The following is a 19,262-nucleotide window of genomic DNA, read 5'->3' on the forward strand; positions in this document are numbered from 1 at the left end:
TAATAACATTTGACAAAAACGTCATTATTAAATCATTCTGGGAAAGGCAAGCGATAGTATGTCAACGATGTGAAGCAAAGGGAGGTGTTCAATGAAAAATTCGCTTAGACAACTCAAAACCGCGTTCTTCGGGAGTGTTGCGTTGCTGATTGGAGCGGCAGTTGCCCATGCCGAAGGAGAGCTCAATCTTTACAACTGGGGTGACTACATAAACCCGAAAGTTCTAACCAAATTCACCGAGGAGACGGGAATCAAGGTTAACCTTGATACCTACGGAACAAACGAAGAAATGCTTGCCAAAATCCAGGCAGGTGCATCCGGCTACGACATTGTTTTTCCGTCTGTACACATGCACGACATCATGCAGCAACTCGGGCTTTTGGCTAAAACCAACATCGGCAGCGATCCCGATTTCAAGAATATCGACAAACAGTTCCTGCGATCAAAGATGGATCCCAATGCAGAGTATTGTCTGCCCTATGCATGGGGCACCGTCGGTATCGCCTACAACAAGAAATTGGTTCCTGAAATCAAAGGATGGGCAGACTTGTTCGAACTGGCCGAAAACGGTGAGAAGATCATTCTGCTTGACGACCTGCGCGAAACAATCGGCATCGGTCATATCATGAACGGCACTTCAGTGAACTCGACCGACGAAGCCGAGATCAAGGCTGCTGCCGATTACATCCTGGCCCACAAGGAGAATGTTACAGCCTTTACCTACGACAGTATCCCACTCGTTCAGTCCGGAGATGTTGCCGCGGCCCATTGGTATGTCGGCGCGAATATATTCGTGAAGCAATCGCCGGACACGTTAAAATACATTATCCCTGAAGAGGGAGCGACAATGTATCAGGAAGACATGTGCGTTCTTGAAAAAGCACCCAACAAGGAAAATGCCGTCAAGTTCATGAAATTCTATCTCCAACCCGAGATTGCGGCATTAAACGTCGAGCAGCAGCTCAACGGAACACCAAATGTGCCGGCGCTTGAACTTATTCCTGAAGACATTGCCAACAACGAGAGCATTTATCCACCGCAATCGGTGATGGATAAACTCCAGATATTTGTCGATCTTGGCCCTGACCTCCAATTGTACAACAGAGAATGGACCCGGATCAAAACTGCGCAGTAAACTGGTAAAGCGTCTCAAGGAGTGCGCGTCGTTTGGCGACGCGCGCTACTTGTCAAACCTGCGTAGGATTCGACAATGAAAAATTTGCTGCAAATTGAAAAAGCAACGAAGCGGTTCCAGGCGCCTGAAGGTGGCTTAATTACAGCGTTGGACAACGTCTCCCTTACGATCACCCATAATGAATTTCTCACGCTTTTGGGGCCGTCAGGATGCGGAAAGACAACGCTGCTGCGGGCCATAAGCGGCTTTGAGGATCTGGACTCCGGAGAAATCTACATTGATGGCGAAGCGATGGGCACACGCGCTGCCCATCGCCGCCCGGTCAACACCGTGTTTCAGAAATATGCTCTCTTTCCACATTTGAATGTGTCAAGAAATGTGGCCTACAGCATGGAGGTCGCAGGCCTCGAAAAGCGAGAAGTCACCGAACGAGTTGGCAAAATTCTCGAACTTGTCGGCCTTGTTGGAATGGGCGAGCGAAAAATTTCACAGTTGTCAGGTGGACAACAGCAGCGGGTTGCACTTGCTCGATCTCTCGTTGCCCAGCCGAAAATCCTCCTTCTGGATGAACCGCTTTCAGCACTCGACAAGAATCTACGCCACAAGATGCAACAAGAACTTAAATCACTTCAACACGAACTGGGCATCTCGTTTGTGTTTGTAACTCATGACCAGGAAGAAGCACTGGTAATGTCGGATCGGATCGCAGTTCTAAACGACGGTCTAATCCAGCAATTGGACAAACCCGAAGCGCTTTATCATCGTCCAAAAAATGAATTCGTTGCGCGCTTCATAGGAGAGAGCAATCTGTTTCCAGGGCGCGTTCTGTCTTCGACTCAGGCAGGCTTGAAAATCAAGCTGGCAGGCGGGGACACTATCGCCGTTGCATCAAGCAAATGCCCTGCGGGAACTGAAGTCAAAGTGCTAATTCGTCCTGAGAAAGTGACGCTCGCAAAAGGCAAGGCAAGTGACGGGCTAAAGGTCTCCGGTCACGTGTTGGAACATTACTTTGTTGGTACGGACTACCAGTTGGTTGTGGCGGTCGAAGGGTTAGGCCGCGTCAAGGCAACTGTCCGAAATCCTGCCAATGATGCGGTGCAAACGGATGGCTCCAGGATTACACTCTTCCTTCCTCATGAAGCCATGCATGTCATTCCTGTCAGCGGGATGGGTTCATGACAACAATGAATCGGAGTTCTGAACAGCGGAAAAAAATCGCATTGATCGGCCTGCTGAGTGCACCAACGATTTTCCTGTTTATCTTTTTTGTTTGTCCACTAATCATCATGGTGTTGTACAGCTGGCTCACCCCGGGTCTCTACGGCGGAGTTGAATGGCAACTGTCCACATTGAATTATGGGCGAATTTTCGGGTGGGCAGACACAAAGTACGAGCGATTTGATCCGGTATACATTCAGATATTCCTGAACTCGGTTCGTTTGGCCGCGACAACGGCGCTGCTAAGTCTAGTCGTTTGCTATCCCGTTGCATTTTGGGTTGCAAAACTGCCGGAAAGTCAGAAGAATTTTGTGATCTTCCTGATTACGTTGCCATTTTTCATCAGTCTGATCGTCCGTCTCTTTGCATGGGTGTTGATACTCCGGCCAACCGGCTTTCTCAATCAGGCCCTTATGGGAGCAGGATTAATTTCACGGCCGCTGGAGATTATATTTACCGACACGGCGGTGATAGTCGGTATGGTTTATGTCTTTATCCCGTTCATGTTCTTGCCTCTGTATGCCAGCATAGAAAAGCTGGACGATGCCCTTATGGAAGCTTCGCAAGACCTGGGCGCCAACCGGTTCCAGACCTTTCGCCGTATTATCCTGCCGATGACCCTTCCGGGAATAATAGGCGGATCCATCATCGTATTCATTCCCTCACTCGGCAATTTCATCGTCCCGTCGCTTCTCGGCGGCGCGAAAGTCGTCATGATTGGAAATCTGATTGAGCAGCAATTCCTTTCGGCGCGCAACTGGCCGTTCGGATCTGCGCTAGGAATGATGGTGATGGCAGCCGTACTTGTTCTTCTGATGCTCTATGTACGTATCCTCAGTCGCGATGAGGAACAGACAGCGGCTCCAGCGGTCAAAGAAGGATTGGATGCATGAGGAAGAATTTCAGATGGAGCCAGTTCGCGCTGTCAACCTATGGCTGGCTGTTCCTTGGCTTTATCTATGCTCCAATCATTCTGATCTGCGTCTTTTCCTTTAACGCAAACCCGGTAAATATGATGATCTGGGAAGGCTTTACGTTTGACTGGTATCGGACGATTTTTGGCCTCTCAACCAAGCTTGATGAGCTCACTCTCTATGTAGAATCAACCGACAAACTCTACAGTGCAGTACTGAACAGTTTGATCGTTGCTTCAATCACTACTCTCATTTCAACCGTATCTGGTACCTCGATTGCGCTGGCTGTTGCACGGTTCCGTTTTAAGCTGAAAACCTTCTACCGGGCCCTGATGTTCATGCCCATGATAATGCCAGACATCATTCTGGGGATCGCTCTGTTGATATTCTTTGTCTCCTTTGGAATAGGACTGGGCCTGCATTCCATAATCATCGGTCACTGCACTTTCCTCGCCAGCTACGTCTTTATTGTCGTCAGTGCCCGAATTGCCGATATGGACGAAAGCCTGGAAGAAGCATCCGGTGATCTCGGTGCTGATGGGTGGGTGACATTCCGTAGGATAACACTACCGATGATCGCGCCAGGGGTATTGGGCGGCGCTTTGCTGGCTTTCATTATCTCCATGGATGATCTCGTAATCACCTATTTCATCGCCGGCGTCGATTCGACCACACTTCCAGTCCATATCTATGGAATGTTGCGCCGCGGCATCAAGCCGGAGATCAATGCGATTGCAACAATCATGCTTTTATTTTCTTTTTTGATCGCATCCGTTGGGCTCTACATGCGGGGGCGAAACCGGTGATCAACCGAGCAAAAAAAGGGCGCGCAAGAGACTTTGGGCTTGAGTTTTCCGGAGTGCCCGGATCACACAATGCAATTACGGATGTAGACGGCGTCTTGGTCGGCTACGAAACACTGTCATCACACAACAATTCCGCTTTGGAAACAAACGGTATCCCGATCCAAACCGGGGTCACGGCCATTCTGCCAAGAGGCACCTCAAGAGTGCCAAAGCCGGTTTGGGCTGGAATTCATGCATTCAACGGAAACGGAGAAATGACCGGAAGTCATTGGATCCGTGACGGAGGATACTTCGTGGGACCAGTCATGATCACGAACAGTCATAGCGTCGGTGCCGTTCATGACGCAGCAACCCGATGGATCATAGACACATATGCGGACGCCTGGCACGACAATCATCTTTGGGCAATGCCGGTAGTCGCCGAAACCTATGATGGTGTTCTTAACGATATCAATGGGCAGCATGTTCGCCCGGAACATGCATACAAAGCTCTTCAATCGGCAAAAGCAGGACACATCGCTGAGGGAAATGTCGGAGGGGGAGCCGGCATGATCTGCTATGAATTCAAGGGCGGAACAGGGACCGCCTCGCGTCAGATTGAAATCGATGGCCAGACCTTTCTGCTTGGCGTTTTGGTGCAGGCCAATCATGGCCTCAGGCCCTGGTTAAAAATACAAGGTCAGACTGTCGGCCCCCAAATGATGCAGAATCGAATTCCGGGTATTGATGGAGAGCGCGGCTCAATCATCGCGGTGCTGGCAACAGACATGCCACTTCAACCTCTGCAACTCAACAAACTGGCACGTCGCGGGGCGATAGGAATCGGCAGAGGCGGGACCGCTGGAGGGAACAATTCTGGAGATATTTTTCTGGCCTTCAGTACAGCAAACGAAATGGAACTTCCGCAGCTTTCCGGCCCGTGGCGGCAGTTTGTTTCGCTCAATGACGAATTGCTCGATGCGGTCTATATGGCTGCAATCGACGCGATTGAAGAAGCAATTGTCAATGCAATGGTAGCTGCAGAGCCGGTTCCCACCGCACGCCCAGCAGGACATTTTTGCCAGGTATTGGATATCGAACTATTGAAAAAGGCCTTAGGGAACTGACCTGCTTCCAAGAAGCCGGTCCGAACCGATTGCAATTTTTTGGTTGCATCGAAGTCCAACGCGCCAACCCGCAGATAAGACGGCACAACAAAAAAGATAGCCGCAAACACCGCAAAATCGGCAGACTGGGTGGTGGGCCCGGCAGGACTCGAACCTGCGACCAGGCGGTTATGAGCCGCCGGCTCTAACCAACTGAGCTACAGGCCCGCAATTCCCCGTTGGTTGCCTGTGCCTTACCCGGTTTGCAAAACCCTGACAAGATATCACCGGCACGTCTCTGCCAAACCGGCAGCCCTTGCCCGGCTTGGGGGCTGCATGATCGGGATTTGGCTGTTGCTCCGCACAAGCACCAGATGCCGGAATGAACGGCACACGCGGCGCGTGCCACCTTCTCATGTGTATCCCGCTCACACGCCAAGCCGCCGGGCCACAGACAAGCTGTCTCGGCAGTGGCCTATTCGAATGCAACTCCCCATGCCGCAGTGATGGTTTGACGCTTGCCTCACGCCAGATGAAAATCCGCCCTGTTTGGAGCGATTCAGATATTCCTGATTGTGTAAAATCCTGACCAGCTGCAATCCGGCCGTTCCTGCGACAAACCCCTGCCTTTATTGGCAATTACCGGTTGCAGCAGGCTGGCTCCTTATGGCCAGGCCGCCTTTTTAAGCCTGCTTTCAAACGGCAGGCTCGCCACCTGGAAATTACTCCCTCACGCAGATACCCTTGGAAGGATCCCTGATGAACAATTCGCTGCTTTCCCGCACAACCCTTGCCCTTGCTGCAACGCTTGTCCTTGCGCCCGCCATGCTGCCCACAGCATACGCGCCCCTTCAACTTGGCGGCAGCGCATGGGCGGAGGAAAAGCCAGTGCCGCAAATCAGCATTGTCGGTGAGGCAAGTGTCGATGTGGCCCCCGATCTCGCCATTCTCGACCTTGGCGTGTTGCGCGAAGGCAAAACCGCCCGCGAGGCCCTGTCGGCGAACAACCTGGCAATGAGCGAGGTCCTAGACGCCATGAAGCAGGCGGGCATCGAGGCGCGCGACCTGCAGACATCAAACTTTGCCATTCACCCCAAATATGTCCATCACCGCCCCAAGGATGGCGAGGAACAAAAACCGCCACGCATTGTCGGTTACCGGGTAACCAACACCCTGACGGTCCGCATTCGTGACCTGGAAAAGACCGGGGAGATTCTCGACCGGGCCGTAACGCTGGGGGTCAACACCGGCGGCTCGATCCGCTTCGCAAATGACGACCCGAAAAGCGAAATCGCCAAAGCCCGCGCCGCCGCCATGAAAGACGCGATTGCAAGGGCCAAGACCCTGCTCGAAGCCGCCGGTGCAAAGCTGGGGCCAATTCTTTCCATCAGCGAGAACTACAACACGCCCCGGCCCGTTCCCATGGCGCGCGGCAAGATGATGGCGGAGGCTGCGATGGCCGATTCCGTCCCCATTGAAGGGGGCGAAAACACCTATTCGGTTACGGTCTCGGTATCCTGGAAAATCGTACAGTAAGCATTTTGAAGGAAGCGAAAGCAAAACGCCGCGGAAATGCTCCGCGGCGTTCCATTTCAGGTTTCCCTAAAACGGGTAACCTCAATAGCGATATCCGTGGCGGCGTGAGCGGTCGACCCAGGCAATCTCGCAATGGCGCGAACGGCGCTCAAACCCGATCTTGATGCGATTGCCGCGTTTCCTGCCCTTTACCACCACATAACGTTTTCCAACGCGCTGGATACGCGCATGGCGAACGCCCCTGCGTTCAGCCTTGTACAGTGCCTTGCCCGGACGGCAGAGTTTGCGATGGCCGCGATGTTTGTAATGCCGGTGCTTGACATTGCCGATATGCACCGAGCCGTGAGAACCGTGAATGGTGACACCGAAACCGGCCTGGCCTGCAAGAGCTGCCTGGGGAGCTGCGGCAATGAGACCAAATCCGATCACTGCGGAAGCAAGACCGCTTTTGATGAGTTTGCTGAACATGATTGCATCCTTTCGCTGTTGCGCTCCGGCTCGTCTCGAAGCTGATGGATGCACCTTGCAACAAGCCGGCTGAACCCGGCCGGAACTGGCCATTCACAAACCGTTCATGTGGCGGAACTGTTTCCACCACAGCGCCTGGCCGCCGTTGAGGCATGCTGTTTGATGCAGATCATTGCCGAACACCAAAGATCGGCGCCACAATCGTCCGAGGTCAGGCAAGCCGCCGATTTGCCTGCCGGTTTTCGCTGGTGTGATCATCAACAGTCCCAATGGAACCTTTTGAATCAATCCCCTGATTTGATAGAAATCGCTTCACGTTTGTCGTCACGGAAGGAGTTGCAGCAAATGGCAAAAACCACCGGTGCCACAGCGTTGATGGCGCTTGATGCCTGCGCGCTCGATCTGGAGACAACCAGCCTCGATGCCTCTGAGGCACGCATTGTACAGATCGGTGCATTGCGCATGAACAGAGGCAAGATCGATACGAATTCCGTGATGGACAAGATCATCGATCCGACCGTTCCCATACCGTCCTCATCAACCGTTATCCACGGCATCTCCAATGCCATGCTGCGCACCGCGCCTGACCTGAAAAAGGCATGGCAGGGCCTGCTGGAGTTCATCAGGGACCGCGTCCTGATCGGCCACACCATTGCCTATGACCTCACCATCCTGGCGGCAGAGGCCAAACGCCACGATCTTGAATGGCAAAAGCCGCGCTCGCTTTGCATCCGCCATCTTGCCCCGCTCGCCCTTCCGGACCTGCACGATCCATCTCTCGACAAGCTGGCCGCATGGTTTGGCATCCATGTCGAGCACCGCCACAGCGCACTTTCCGATGCGCTGGCTGCGGGTGAGATATTCTTGAAGCTGGTTCCCCTGCTCGAGGAAAGTGGCATCCGCACCCTTGCCGAAGCCGAACGCGCCATCCTCCTGCGGTCAACGGCCGGGCTGCGTCAGGGTCAGGAAGCCGGCTGGGAGCGTCCGGTTGCCGACCCCTCCGACAGCGTCCTGTCCGGCGGCATCAAGAATTACGATACCTATGCATACCGCCATGCCGTCGGCGACATGATGACCAGAAACCCGGTTGTCGTTGCGCCAAAAACCAGCCTGCTGGAGGCAACCAAAACCATGACGGCCAGGGGAATATCCTCCGTGCTGGTGGCAGAGCCGGCAAAAACGGGCCAGCCGCTTTCGGTCTATGGCATCGTCACCGAACGTGATGTGATGCGCCAGGTCGCACAGTCGGGCGCAGCAGCCCTGAAGAAGAAGGCAAGTGCCGTTGCCGTCAGCCCGCTTGCCTCGATCCGCCAGAACGCCTTTGTCTACCGCGCCATGTCCCGCATGCGGCGGTTGAAATACCGGCACCTTGCCGTTGTCGACGAGGAACAGAAGCTCGTTGGCATGATTTCGGCCCGCGATCTGCTCAAGCTGCGCTCCGATGCGGCAATCGCGCTTGATGATGCCATTGGAGAAGCGGAAAACGCCGCCGACCTTGCCAATGCCTGGGGCACGCTTCCAGCGGTGGTCAATTCGCTCATTCAGGAAAACCTGGACGCCCACAAGATCACCCGCATCGTTTCGGAGGAAATCCGTTCGATGACGGAACGCGCGGCCATCCTTGCCGAACGTGACATGAAGGCGGATGGCCGGGGGGATGCACCGTGTCCCTATACCGTCATCGTGCTTGGTTCCGGCGGCCGGGGTGAAAGCCTCTTGAAACCCGATCAGGACAACGCCATCATTTTCGAAAAAGGCGACCCGGACGGTCCCGAGGACAAATGGTTTGCAGAGCTCGGCGCACGTATGGCGGCGATCCTCGATGCAGCGGGAATCCCCTTTTGCAACGGCGGCATCATGGCCAAAAACGCCGAATGGCGTGGCTCCGTTGCCCTTTGGGAAAGCCGGCTTGACGAATGGGTCTCACACACCAATCCGCAGAACCTGCTAAACGTCGACATTTTCTTCGATCAGGCGGCAGTCTTTGGCAAACGTGATCTGTCGATCAGCCTTTTCCGCAAAGCCTTCGAGGCTGGCAGCCAGAACATCGGATTTGCAAAGGCGCTCGGTGCCAATGTGGACAACATATCAAGCCCGTTCAACATGTTCGGCCGCATCCGCGCGGAAAACAACCGGCTCGATTTGAAGCTGCACGGCCTGTTCCCGCTGGTTGCCGGCACAAGGGCCCTGGCCATCCGGCACAACATTGCGCAACACGCCACCCGTGATCGCCTCGCCGGTCTGCTGACCTTGGACAAGGGCGATGTCGGCCTGTTGAGCCGCTTGATGGAACACCATGCCTTTCTGCTTGGCCTGATGCTGCAAAGCCAGGAACGCGAAATTGCTTCCGGCCGCAAGCCGAGCAATTTTGTTGATCTGGGCCGGCTCGACAGAAGCGACACAGCAAAGCTGAAGGATGCGCTTTCCGATATCGGATACATTCCAAATCTGGTGCACGATCTGATGTTTTAGGGCGCTGAGCCTTGAACAAAAAATGGAGGCCTTTTTGATCAAACAACTCAATGCAACCGCGGGGACTCTGGCTGCTTGCCTGCTGGTGTTTACCGGTCTTTTACCTGCGAGCGCCACTGAAGTCCGGCCCGGACCTGATGCCGGCGAGGCTGTCCATCACGGCGAGGCGCTGGCCCGGCTGAACTGCGCCCGGTGTCACGCGGTCGGTATCAGCGGAGAAAGCCCCAGACCCAACGCGCCGCCATTCTGGAGCCTTTCTGAACGCCGGCCGGTCGCCACCATTGCTGAAATGCTGATCGAACAGGCTTCCCCGAAACACTCCGACATGCCGACCTTCGAAATAACGCAAAAGCAGGCAGAAGACATTGCCGCATGGATTGCCTGGGTGCAGCCACTTGCCCATGGCCGCCGTCTGGTGGTTGAAAACTGCGCATCATGCCATGCCGTGACACTGACCGATGAAAGCCGGCATCCTGAAGCACCGCCCTTCCGCCTGATTTCAAAGCGCCTGCCGATCGAGGCGCTCGAGGAAGCATTCGCGGAAGGAATCGAGTCCGGTCATCCCGACATGCCCGTCTTCGAAACCGACATCATCCAGTTGCAGGACATTATCTCCTACATCGCCAGCATCCAGACCACCGACTGATCGGACAGGAACGGCCAGCCGATAAAATGCCAGACCAACAAGATTAAAGGCTGCAAGGCGCGGGATTTGATCCGCGCTTTGCCTATTTGCGCATTTCAGGGTGCATGCTGCTGCCGAGAATATGCTCGTTGGTCCCGATGACATGCTTTGAATGACCAACGATCAATGGATCCGGCTTGCCGATCACACTCATGTTCTTTCCCGGATAGGGCAATGAGTTGAGAAAATGCCGCATACAGTTCAGCCGCGCCCGCTTCTTGTCGTTCGACTTGATGACCGTCCAGGGCGCATCTGCCGTGTCGGTATAGAAGAACATCGCTTCCTTCGCTTCGGTATAGTCGCCCCACTTGTCGAGCGACTCCCGATCGATGGGCGAGAGTTTCCATTTCTTGAGCGGTTCGTTCTCCCGTGAAGTAAAGCGCCGCAATTGTTCATCCTGGGTCACCGAGAACCAGTATTTGAAAAGCAGGATGCCGCTCCTGACCAGCATGCGCTCCAGATCCGGGGTCTGGCGCATGAACTCCAGATATTCTTGTGGCGAGCAAAAACCCATCACCCGCTCGACACCGGCACGGTTGTACCAGGAGCGGTCGAACATCACGATCTCACCTGCAGAAGGAAGGTGTTGCACATACCGCTGGTAATACCACTGTGTCTTTTCCCGATCGCTCGGTTTGTCGAGCGCCACGACACGCGCACCCCTGGGATTTAAGTGTTCCATGAAGCGCTTGATCGTGCCGCCCTTGCCGGCCGCATCCCGTCCTTCGAACAGGAGCACGATTTTCTGGCCCGATGCCTTTACCCACTCCTGCACCTTGAGCAGTTCAACCTGCAACTCGGCCTTTTCGCGTTCATAGCGTTTGCGAGTGATCTTGCGCTTGTAAGGATACTCGCCGGTTTCGAACAATTGCCGGATCGTGTCGCGATTGGCTGGCACACGGTCCAGCACAGGCTCCACAGCCGGGCTGTTTGCCGGATTCATCGCATCATATGTTGCAGGCGCGTTGGTGCTTCTTACAGCGCCGTTATCGGCATGCCTCACCTTGGCCAGGTTCCCGGCAGGTGCGGAGGTTTCCTTTTTCAAGGACGCAGATTGTTTGGTGGTTTTATTGGCGTTGTTGTTTGACATTGCAATCCTTGCGGTTCCCTCATACACCCCCCTACTACCTGCGCCGAATGCCTGCTGAAGTCGTTGATTTAGGTCAACGCTGTTGTTATTCGCCGGAACTAACGTCTCATTTCTGGGTTTCCCGGTAAAAGGAGAAATGCATGCCGCAAAGTGAAGTTGCCCCCGAAAAGTTCAAGGAAATACTGGAACGCCGTCTGGCCTATCTGGAAAACCGGCTGGAAAGCATTGAGGATAGCCTTGATGACCCCAAAAGCCGTGACTGGGAAGAGCATGCAGTCGAGACCGAAGGCGACGAGGTGATGGAGGAACTGGGTCTTTCCGGCCTGGAGGAGATCAAGGCCATCAAGGCAGCCCTCGACCGCGTTGAAGCGGGCACCTTTGGCGAATGCGCCAAATGCGGCAAGGAAATCAGCAGCGAACGCCTTGAAGCGGTTCCGCACACGCCCTTTTGCCGCAGCTGCGCCCGCGCCTGACAATCAAGCTCATATTCTGCCACCTGCGTCCTCACCCTGCTGAACCGGTCGAAGGCTGATACGCGTGTGGTGGACGAGTGCGCCAATGTCTTGCCCCTCCAAACGCTCACTTTCTATGGTCAGGCAGATCGAGGCAGGCTGAACGAATTGGCCGCAAGCCGCCTTTTGTTCGGACCTTCTCATCTTTTGAGCCTTTTCCAACTCGCACGCATTGGTCTTGCCTGGCTGCTGGAAGGCTCCATCGCCTCTGCCTTCCGGCGATAGGGGCTGGCTGCCAATGCGGTTCGGGCGCTGTTTCACCATCCTCCCGTTCCCTTGATGATGCGCCGGTAATGCTCCTTTGCTGCTGCGATGACGCGCCGATCACGGCCACTCGCGTTTTCGCGACTGGCGATCACGGCTTTCTCGCCGTCCTTTCATTTCCAAGTGAGCGCGATCTTGCCTAACTTCCATTGCGTCGGAAGGAGGTAGCGCCCGGTGCAAAGTCCTCCCCAAACCCCAGGGTTCTCTCCCCAGAGTTCTCTCCAAGAGTTCCCCATTCCCTGGGCCCGGGCGCTACCTCCTTCCGGCACAAACCAACCCGCCCCGCCAGCCACAGATTACGGCATCAAACCGGGGCACATAAACCCGAAAGGAACTAATGTCATGAAAACCCTGATCGCAACCCTCATCGTTTCCCTGGCCGCTGCCACCTCGGCCTTTGCGATGGATGGTAACCAGAATAACCTGCCGGCAAGCCTTGCCAAGGACTACGGCGCTTCCGCCGTGCAGGTTTCTGGTTTTAAAGGCGCCACTTTTGATAACGACAAATACCTTGATGGCCACCAGACAGGAATTCCGACCATCTTTAAGGCGGAAAACAATACTTCTTCTGTTCAGATTTTCGGCTTCAGAGGTGTTGCCGTCGACAATGAAAGACACCTTGACGTCAATCAAGGCAGCGGCATTCCCGCCTCCCTGCGCTAGGCAAACCACATCCTGAAAACAACAAAACCCCCGGTGCAACCGCACCGGGGGTTTTGCTATGCAAGATGCACCACCACCTGCCGTTCATGCGGCCGGTCGCGGTGTTCAAACAGGTAAATCCCCTGCCAGGTACCCAATGCCATTTGACCGTCCATGACAGGAATGGAAAGCGAGACCGGCATCACCGACGCCTTGATATGCGCCGGCATGTCATCGGGACCTTCCAGCGTATGGGCAAGATAATCCATGGAAGGATCATCCGATGGCGGCACAAGCCGGGAAAAGAAAGCCTTCAGATCACGCTGCACATCCGGATCGGCATTTTCCTGGATCAGCAGGGAGCAGGAGGTGTGCCGCACAAACAGCGTCAGCATGCCCTCCTTCATGCCGCTTGTGCGCAGAAAAGCAGCAACCTCGTCAGTGAACTCGTAAAGCCCCTGCCCATGCGTTAAAATGGTGAGAATGCGATTCATGCCGCAACCTGAGCGGATCGTCAGGAGAACATCCGTTCGCCCTGCTCCTTGATAACCTGTTTGGCCTTGGAGCGGGCTGCTTCCGCAGCTTGATCCTCAGTGGGAAACAGGTCAGCACGGATTAACCGGTGACTTTTCATCTCGCCACCAACTTCCTTGCGGATTTCCGCGCACAGCCTGTATTGCCCGCCATCGGCCATCGGCGCGGGCGTAATGACATACCCTTCGTGCATTTCAGCCGCATGGGAGGGAGATTGCACGTTACCGCCGCCGAACAGTTTTTTCAAAAAAGACATGGGTCAGGCATACTCCGACAAACTGATTTCAAAGCCGGTAAATTGCGCCGGCTTGAGCAAAGCGGTTTTGTCCAGGGTTTCGACCTTGCGGTAACCATCCCCGGTTGGTTCCAGATGGCGCGTCACCGTCATCGCCTCAACGTCGATTACCCACAACTCCGCAATGGCAAACTCCGCATATAGCTGCGCCTTGCGGCCCAGATCGTAGGAAAGCGGCAAGGCAGCGATCTCGATCGCCAGAAGGCAGGTCTGCGGGGACAGGTTCTCCACCCCGCTTTTGCGTGGATAGACAACAAAATCCGGCTCGATGAAGGTGTGGTCGGAAAGATAGAAGGTGGTTTCCGGAATGGTTTGCAAATCATCCGGCAAGCCCCTCACCAGTTTCTCATTCAGCCAGCCCTTCAGCCGCTCGTGCAAAATTCCCTTTGGGCTCATGGGCACGATCTCCCCACCGATGAGTTCGAAGCGTTCATCGCTCCCGAGCACGCCTGTTTCCACCATCCGGATTACATCGCGGACGGTAAAGGCACGTCGTTCCAGCCCTTCAGCTGCGTGGGTAAGCGGCACATTCATGGGGAGAGGATAGCATGAAAAAGCCGGGCCACCAAAGCCCGGCTTGACGCCTGCCATTACCTGCAGGGACTTACTGATCCAGAAAACTTCTGAGCTTCCGCGAACGGCTGGGGTGCTTCAGCTTGCGAAGCGCCTTGGCCTCGATCTGGCGAATACGCTCGCGGGTGACCGAGAATTGCTGGCCTACCTCCTCCAGCGTGTGGTCAGTATTCATGCCGATGCCGAAGCGCATTCTGAGCACTCGTTCCTCACGCGGCGTCAGCGAGGCAAGAACCCGCGTCGTTGTCTCGCGCAGGTTCGCCTGGATCGCCGCATCGATCGGCAGCAGCGCATTCTTGTCCTCGATGAAATCGCCGAGATGAGAATCCTCCTCATCGCCAATCGGCGTTTCGAGCGAGATCGGCTCCTTGGCGATCTTCAGTACCTTGCGCACCTTCTCCAGCGGCATGGCAAGTTTTTCCGACAGTTCCTCCGGCGTCGGCTCGCGGCCGATCTCATGCAGCATCTGACGCGAGGTGCGTACGATCTTGTTGATTGTTTCGATCATGTGCACGGGAATGCGGATGGTGCGCGCCTGATCGGCAATGGAACGGGTAATTGCCTGCCGGATCCACCAGGTGGCGTAAGTGGAGAACTTGTAACCGCGGCGGTATTCGAATTTGTCCACCGCCTTCATAAGCCCGATATTGCCTTCCTGGATGAGGTCAAGGAACTGCAGGCCGCGATTGGTGTATTTCTTGGCAATCGAGATGACGAGGCGCAGATTGGCCTCGACCATTTCCTTTTTCGCCTGGCGGGCCTCGCGTTCGCCCTTTTGCACCTTGTGGACAATGCGCCGGAAGGCGGATGGCTCGAGCCCTGTTTCGGACGCAAGCATCTGGATTTCCGAACGAATTTCCTTGATGGTTTTTGCTTCCGCCTTGTAGAACGGCTTCCAGCCCTTGCCGGACAGGTTGGATATCCGGCGGTTCCAGTTCGGATCGAGTTCGGACCCGTAATATTCCTGAAGGAAATCCTCCCGCGGGACACTGTGTGATTCTGCCAGCCGCAGCAGTTTGCCCTCAAGGCTGACCAGCTTCTTGTTGATCGCATAAAGCTGTTCGACAAGCGCCTCGATACGATTGTTGTTGAGCGACAGGGACTTGACCGAAGCAACCAGCGTTTCGTGCAACTCCTTGTAGCGGCGCTCCTGGGCAGGCGACAGCGACTTGTTGTCGAGCGCCTTTTCAACCAGCTGATCCTGCAGCCGGCGCAGCTTCTTGTAGGTATCGGCGATGGTGTCGAAGGTCTCGATCACCTGCGGCTTGAGCTCTGCCTCCATGGCCGCAAGCGACAGGGCGTTTTCGTCATCGTCCTCATCGTCATCATCTTCTTCGCTCTGGCCTTCTTCGCCTTCAGCCTGCGGATCGCCGGAATCCTCGCGAGTGGCGCTTTTGGGCTGCTCTTCCTCCGGCTTCTTGGCTTCGGCATTATCTGCCGGACGTTGAATTGCCGGCGCCTGCTTGGCTTCAGGCCCCGCATAGGTAGCTTCCAGATCGATGATGTCGCGCAACAGAATGTTGCCTTCGTTCAGTTCATCGCGCCAGATGATGATGGCCTGGAAGGTCAGCGGGCTTTCACAAAGGCCGGCAATCATCGTCTCGCGGCCGGCCTCGATACGCTTGGCAATGGCGATTTCGCCTTCACGCGACAGCAGTTCGACCGTTCCCATCTCGCGCAGATACATCCTCACCGGATCGTCGGTGCGGTCGGTCGGTTCGCGTTTTTTGGTGGTGGTAACCTCACTGCCGGTCGTCGTTGCGACGTCCGTGGATTCTGCTTCTTCCTCGAGGTCTTCCTCTTCCACGACATTGATGCCCATGTCGGAGAGCATCGACATGGTGTCCTCGATCTGTTCAGAGGAAACTTCCTCCGACGGCAGAACCGAATTCAATTCGTCCATGGTGACATAGCCGCGCTTTTTGGCGGCCTTTATCATCTTTTTCACCTTGTCGGCGGAAAGGTCGAGCAAGGTGGCTTCATTGTTGCCCTCCTGCGCGCCGCCTTCGGTTGCAGCGCCCTTCTTGGCGGTCGCCTTGGCAGGTGATTTTGCTGCTTTCGATCCGGCCTTTGGCGCGGTCTTCGGCTTTTCGGCAGGCTTGGCCGTCTTGGCTGCCTTCGGCTTGGCCGTGCTTGCCTTCTTGACCTTCTTGTCTTCCGCAGTTTCCGGCTTTTTGGCCGCTGCGCTTTTCTTCTTCGTGGTCTTTGTCGCCATAGGGTGCTTCCTGCCTCACCGGAATGCCGGTGAATGTGCGGTTGTTATCGAGGTTCAGCCGGCCAAATCGCGGTCAAACCGTCGTGCCCACCTTGTTGTTATTTCTGCGTATTGGATTTGCCGGAACACCGGCTGCTGCGAATTCGTATGTTTGTATTCTTGGAGCGAATCGGACATTTACCATCCTGATCAGGTACAGCCACCTTGGTTAACCCGGTCTTAAGCCTGTTCAACCGGCCTTTTGCCGGGTTTGCGGTATGCCTTGGCCTTCCCGTCGGCAGACAGCACGAAGCCGCTTTCCGATAATCCCTTCGCACCCGCCATTCACATTCTACCGTGATTCCTTCTCAGCACCGAAAGGTCAAGCTGAAAATGCTGTTTGCAAGTGGTGCTGTTTTGCTGATTTTCAAGCATTTGGCCGCCAAAATCCGCACAATCCGGCAAAAAAGCCCTTAAAGTGCCCTCATCGGCCTTCCTGATGGTGCGCCAAATCCGTCGATCAGCGCTTCGGTCCCCTCCTCCCGCTCGATTTCCGCCCGTATGGAATTCAACCGCTCCTGGTTTTCTTCACTGTCATCCGTCGAAAACGCAACTTCCGCCGCTTTCAGTTCGTTGCGAAGCGATCTGGCACGCATGTGCAGCGAATATGCCTGGCGCCAGCCGTCCAGAGCATCCTCGAAGGCCGCATCCGGCCGGAACTGCCATATGCGGTTCTGGGTCAGTTGCATTTCCATTTGGCGGGCGGTTTCGGCGTGGGCCGAGGTTTCAAGCCGCCCGCCGATTGCTTCATAGGTCATCGCCTTTCCCGTACCGGCACACTCGGCATGCAGGTCGACCAGCCATTGGCGCAGGCCTTCAGCGCTCTGCGCCGTCAAAGGCAGGCTGACAAACTCTTCGAAGAACGCTTCAATGAGGGCAGGATGGTTGCACGCGCCCATTACCAGGGCCGCCTCGCGCAGCGGCACATGGCTTCTGCCTTTCTTGAAAATGCCCGTTGAAAGCAGCGCCGGGGACGCTGACACGCTTCCACGCCCGCCTTCGCGCTGCTGAAAAACCCCGCCACGGAAACCTGCCTTGCTGCCATCGCGGCGCGCACCTCGCGCTCGTCCTGCCTGTCTTTCCTGCGAAGCGCCAAAATAGACTGCCAGGCGGTCCGTCATATCCTGTTCGTAGTGGCGCCGCACGCCCGCATCGCCAATCGTTCCGATCACCTGACGGATACGCTTTTCAAGCATGGCCTTGCGTTCAGGGGTGTCGAACAGGCTGCTCGCGGTTTCCCGGTTCCAGATCATCTCCGCCAATGGCACAGCATTGCCGAGAACCTCGCCCATTGCCTCGGACCCTTCCTGGCGGATCAGATCGTCCGGGTCCAGCCCGTCCGGCAACAGGGCAAAGCGTGCTGAACGGCCTGGCTCAAGGCCTGGCAACAGGGTGTCGATAGCGCGGTAAGCAGCTTTCAACCCCGCTTCGTCACCATCAAAACACAAAACCGGTTCGCCGTGGAGCCGCCACAGCAGCAGCATCTGACGCTCCGTCAGTGCCGTCCCCAGTGGTGCCACAGCATTGGGAAACCCCGCAGCATTGAGCGCCAGGACATCCATATAGCCTTCGCAGGCGATCACCTGTCCGCGCTCATGCACGACACGGCGCGCCCTGGCAAAATTGTAGAGAACATTGGACTTGTGAAAGAGTTCGGTCTCCGGCGAATTCAGATATTTGGCCGGCACATCGCTGCTGAGCGCCCGCCCGCCGAAAGCGATGACCCGCTCCCGCGCATCGGGAATGGGAAACATGATCCGGTTGCGGAAGCGATCGTAGGAAACCGCAATCCCTTCGCCATGGACCACCAGCCCGCAGGCTTCAATCTGTTCACCTTTGATGCCCTTCGCAGAAAGATGTTCCTTCAGTGCGTTGCGGCTGTCCGGCGCAAAGCCGATCCTGAAGGTTTTCTGAGTTTCCGCACTAAGGCCCCGCTCCCGCAGATAAGCGCGGGCCGGCGCCCCTTCTGCCGACTGCAGCATCTGCTCAAAGAAGGCAGTCGCCATTTCCATTGCATCGAACAGCGTTGCACGTTTTTCCTCCCTTTCGCGCTGCCGCTCATCCATCACCGGCATGGGCAGGCCCGCCTGATCGGCCAGCCGCTCTACCGCTTCGGGAAAATTCAGCCCGTCAAGTTCGGTCAGAAAACGGAAGTGGTCGCCGGAAACCCCGCATCCAAAGCAGTAATACCGCCCCTTGCGGTCTTCGCAGTGGAAACTGGGGGTTTTTTCGCCATGAAATGGGCAACACGCCCAATAATCGCCCCGCGCCGCATTGGTTTTCTTTTTGTCGAAAGTCACACGCTTGCCGATGACTTCGGAAATCGGAAGCCGGTCTCGGATATCGTCCAGAAAGGAGTCGGGAAAACGCATGGCCCTAATTCAAACCGCCCATAGCGGCACATCCGGAGTTTGCAGGTGAAAGAAACCGATTGTACCGCTTCATCCGGTGAAAACGCAATGACGCCCTTGGCAAACCCTGCTGACCGCCCATTCTCCATGAAGCACCGTCGGGCATCCCAACTGTCTAATATATTACCTCCTTCAGGAAATTCCTTTCCGGCAAAGGCATTACGGTTCACCGTTTCGCTTGCTTTTGGCATGCATTGGCTGAACAATGGTGGGCAGTTAGCGTTGGAAGGAAGCGCCAGCTTGCGAACGGATTGGGGTCGATTCGCAGCCGATCACCAGGTGGGCGGGGTCATGCAATTACAACCAGCCAGGCGGCCCTCGGCATGAATAATCTGTCGGTAGATGGCACTGGCAGTTGTCTAAAGTGC

17 protein-coding genes, 1 tRNA gene and 1 pseudogene are annotated in these 19,262 nt (G+C 55.6%); 10 read left to right on the plus strand and 9 right to left on the minus strand.

Annotation, left to right across the window (positions count from 1 at the left end; genetic code table 11):
- Positions 1 to 91 precede the first annotated feature (91 nt).
- The 5 genes from BVL55_RS11190 to BVL55_RS11210 all read left to right on the plus strand — a co-directional run bounded on the left by BVL55_RS11190 (position 92) and on the right by BVL55_RS11210 (position 5,179).
- Positions 92 to 1,135: an ABC transporter substrate-binding protein gene (locus BVL55_RS11190; protein ID WP_075996967.1), complete on the plus strand. Its 1,044-nt coding sequence runs from the start codon at positions 92 to 94 to the stop codon at positions 1,133 to 1,135.
- A gap of 75 nt (positions 1,136 to 1,210) precedes the next feature.
- Positions 1,211 to 2,314 carry an ABC transporter ATP-binding protein gene (locus tag BVL55_RS11195; protein WP_075996968.1) on the plus strand — a complete coding sequence of 368 codons (1,104 nt, stop codon included), beginning with the start codon at positions 1,211 to 1,213 and terminating at the stop codon, positions 2,312 to 2,314.
- Entirely contained in the window at positions 2,311 to 3,246 is a 936-nt protein-coding gene (locus tag BVL55_RS11200) for an ABC transporter permease (protein WP_083649502.1), read from the plus strand. Before BVL55_RS11195 ends, BVL55_RS11200 begins: the two co-directional genes overlap by 4 nt.
- Positions 3,243 to 4,073 carry an ABC transporter permease gene (locus tag BVL55_RS11205; RefSeq protein WP_075996969.1) on the plus strand — a complete coding sequence of 277 codons (831 nt, stop codon included), beginning with the start codon at positions 3,243 to 3,245 and terminating at the stop codon, positions 4,071 to 4,073. The genes BVL55_RS11200 and BVL55_RS11205 overlap by 4 nt, the downstream gene beginning before the upstream one ends.
- Complete coding sequence (locus BVL55_RS11210) at positions 4,070 to 5,179, plus strand: DmpA family aminopeptidase (RefSeq protein ID WP_205410789.1); 1,110 nt, start codon at positions 4,070 to 4,072, stop codon at positions 5,177 to 5,179. The genes BVL55_RS11205 and BVL55_RS11210 overlap by 4 nt, the downstream gene beginning before the upstream one ends.
- A gap of 130 nt (positions 5,180 to 5,309) precedes the next feature.
- On the opposite strand, the gene BVL55_RS11215 is transcribed toward BVL55_RS11210, so the two are convergent.
- Positions 5,310 to 5,386: transfer RNA gene (locus tag BVL55_RS11215), tRNA-Ile, on the minus strand.
- A 531-nt stretch (positions 5,387 to 5,917) separates the two neighbouring features.
- Between BVL55_RS11215 and BVL55_RS11220 the strand changes: the two genes are divergently transcribed.
- Positions 5,918 to 6,694, plus strand: a complete 777-nt coding sequence (locus tag BVL55_RS11220) for an SIMPL domain-containing protein (RefSeq protein WP_075998098.1) — start codon at positions 5,918 to 5,920, stop codon at positions 6,692 to 6,694.
- A gap of 81 nt (positions 6,695 to 6,775) precedes the next feature.
- Here the strand turns inward: BVL55_RS11220 and BVL55_RS11225 are convergent, their stop codons facing one another.
- Both BVL55_RS11225 and BVL55_RS16580 read right to left on the minus strand, forming a co-directional pair.
- Positions 6,776 to 7,162 carry a hypothetical protein gene (locus tag BVL55_RS11225; protein WP_075996970.1) on the minus strand — a complete coding sequence of 129 codons (387 nt, stop codon included), beginning with the start codon at positions 7,160 to 7,162 and terminating at the stop codon, positions 6,776 to 6,778.
- Positions 7,163 to 7,255: 93 nt separating this feature from the next.
- The gene (locus BVL55_RS16580; RefSeq protein ID WP_156892523.1) at positions 7,256 to 7,432 is read right to left on the minus strand and encodes a hypothetical protein; all 177 of its coding nucleotides are present in this window, start codon (positions 7,430 to 7,432) and stop codon (positions 7,256 to 7,258) included.
- Between the two features lie 75 nt (positions 7,433 to 7,507).
- On the opposite strand from BVL55_RS16580, the gene BVL55_RS11230 reads away from it, so the two are divergent.
- Together BVL55_RS11230 and BVL55_RS17075 are read left to right on the plus strand one after the other, a co-directional pair.
- A complete protein-coding gene (locus tag BVL55_RS11230; protein ID WP_075996971.1) occupies positions 7,508 to 9,634 on the plus strand; it encodes a DUF294 nucleotidyltransferase-like domain-containing protein in 2,127 nt (708 codons plus the stop codon).
- Positions 9,635 to 9,668: 34 nt separating this feature from the next.
- On the plus strand, positions 9,669 to 10,280 hold the full coding sequence (locus tag BVL55_RS17075; RefSeq protein ID WP_244530495.1) for a c-type cytochrome: 612 nt from the start codon (positions 9,669 to 9,671) through the stop codon (positions 10,278 to 10,280).
- Between the two features lie 82 nt (positions 10,281 to 10,362).
- Here BVL55_RS17075 and ppk2 read toward each other — a convergent pair whose 3' ends face one another.
- On the minus strand, positions 10,363 to 11,364 hold the full coding sequence (gene ppk2 / locus BVL55_RS11240) for a polyphosphate kinase 2 (RefSeq protein WP_244530496.1): 1,002 nt from the start codon (positions 11,362 to 11,364) through the stop codon (positions 10,363 to 10,365).
- A 185-nt stretch (positions 11,365 to 11,549) separates the two neighbouring features.
- Here ppk2 and BVL55_RS11245 point away from each other — a divergent pair, with 185 nt between their 5' ends.
- Both BVL55_RS11245 and BVL55_RS11255 read left to right on the plus strand, forming a co-directional pair.
- Entirely contained in the window at positions 11,550 to 11,882 is a 333-nt protein-coding gene (locus BVL55_RS11245) for a TraR/DksA family transcriptional regulator (protein ID WP_075996973.1), read from the plus strand.
- Between the two features lie 645 nt (positions 11,883 to 12,527).
- Positions 12,528 to 12,848 carry a hypothetical protein gene (locus tag BVL55_RS11255; protein ID WP_075996975.1) on the plus strand — a complete coding sequence of 107 codons (321 nt, stop codon included), beginning with the start codon at positions 12,528 to 12,530 and terminating at the stop codon, positions 12,846 to 12,848.
- Positions 12,849 to 12,904: 56 nt separating this feature from the next.
- On the opposite strand, the gene BVL55_RS11260 is transcribed toward BVL55_RS11255, so the two are convergent.
- The 5 genes and pseudogenes from BVL55_RS11260 to dnaG all read right to left on the minus strand — a co-directional run bounded on the left by BVL55_RS11260 (position 12,905) and on the right by dnaG (position 18,855).
- Positions 12,905 to 13,321 carry a secondary thiamine-phosphate synthase enzyme YjbQ gene (locus BVL55_RS11260; protein WP_075996976.1) on the minus strand — a complete coding sequence of 139 codons (417 nt, stop codon included), beginning with the start codon at positions 13,319 to 13,321 and terminating at the stop codon, positions 12,905 to 12,907.
- Between the two features lie 20 nt (positions 13,322 to 13,341).
- Positions 13,342 to 13,617, minus strand: a complete 276-nt coding sequence (locus tag BVL55_RS11265) for an HlyU family transcriptional regulator (protein ID WP_075996977.1) — start codon at positions 13,615 to 13,617, stop codon at positions 13,342 to 13,344.
- A gap of 3 nt (positions 13,618 to 13,620) precedes the next feature.
- Entirely contained in the window at positions 13,621 to 14,190 is a 570-nt protein-coding gene (locus BVL55_RS11270; RefSeq protein WP_205410790.1) for a Uma2 family endonuclease, read from the minus strand.
- A 70-nt stretch (positions 14,191 to 14,260) separates the two neighbouring features.
- Positions 14,261 to 16,204 (minus strand): annotated as a pseudogene (rpoD, locus tag BVL55_RS11275) (RNA polymerase sigma factor RpoD); the annotation flags it as partial.
- A 692-nt stretch (positions 16,205 to 16,896) separates the two neighbouring features.
- Entirely contained in the window at positions 16,897 to 18,855 is a 1,959-nt protein-coding gene (dnaG, locus tag BVL55_RS11280) for a DNA primase (protein ID WP_075996979.1), read from the minus strand.
- Positions 18,856 to 19,262: the final 407 nt, after the last annotated feature.

The sequence above is a fragment of the Salaquimonas pukyongi genome (assembly GCF_001953055.1).
GTDB lineage: Bacteria > Pseudomonadota > Alphaproteobacteria > Rhizobiales > Rhizobiaceae > Salaquimonas > Salaquimonas pukyongi.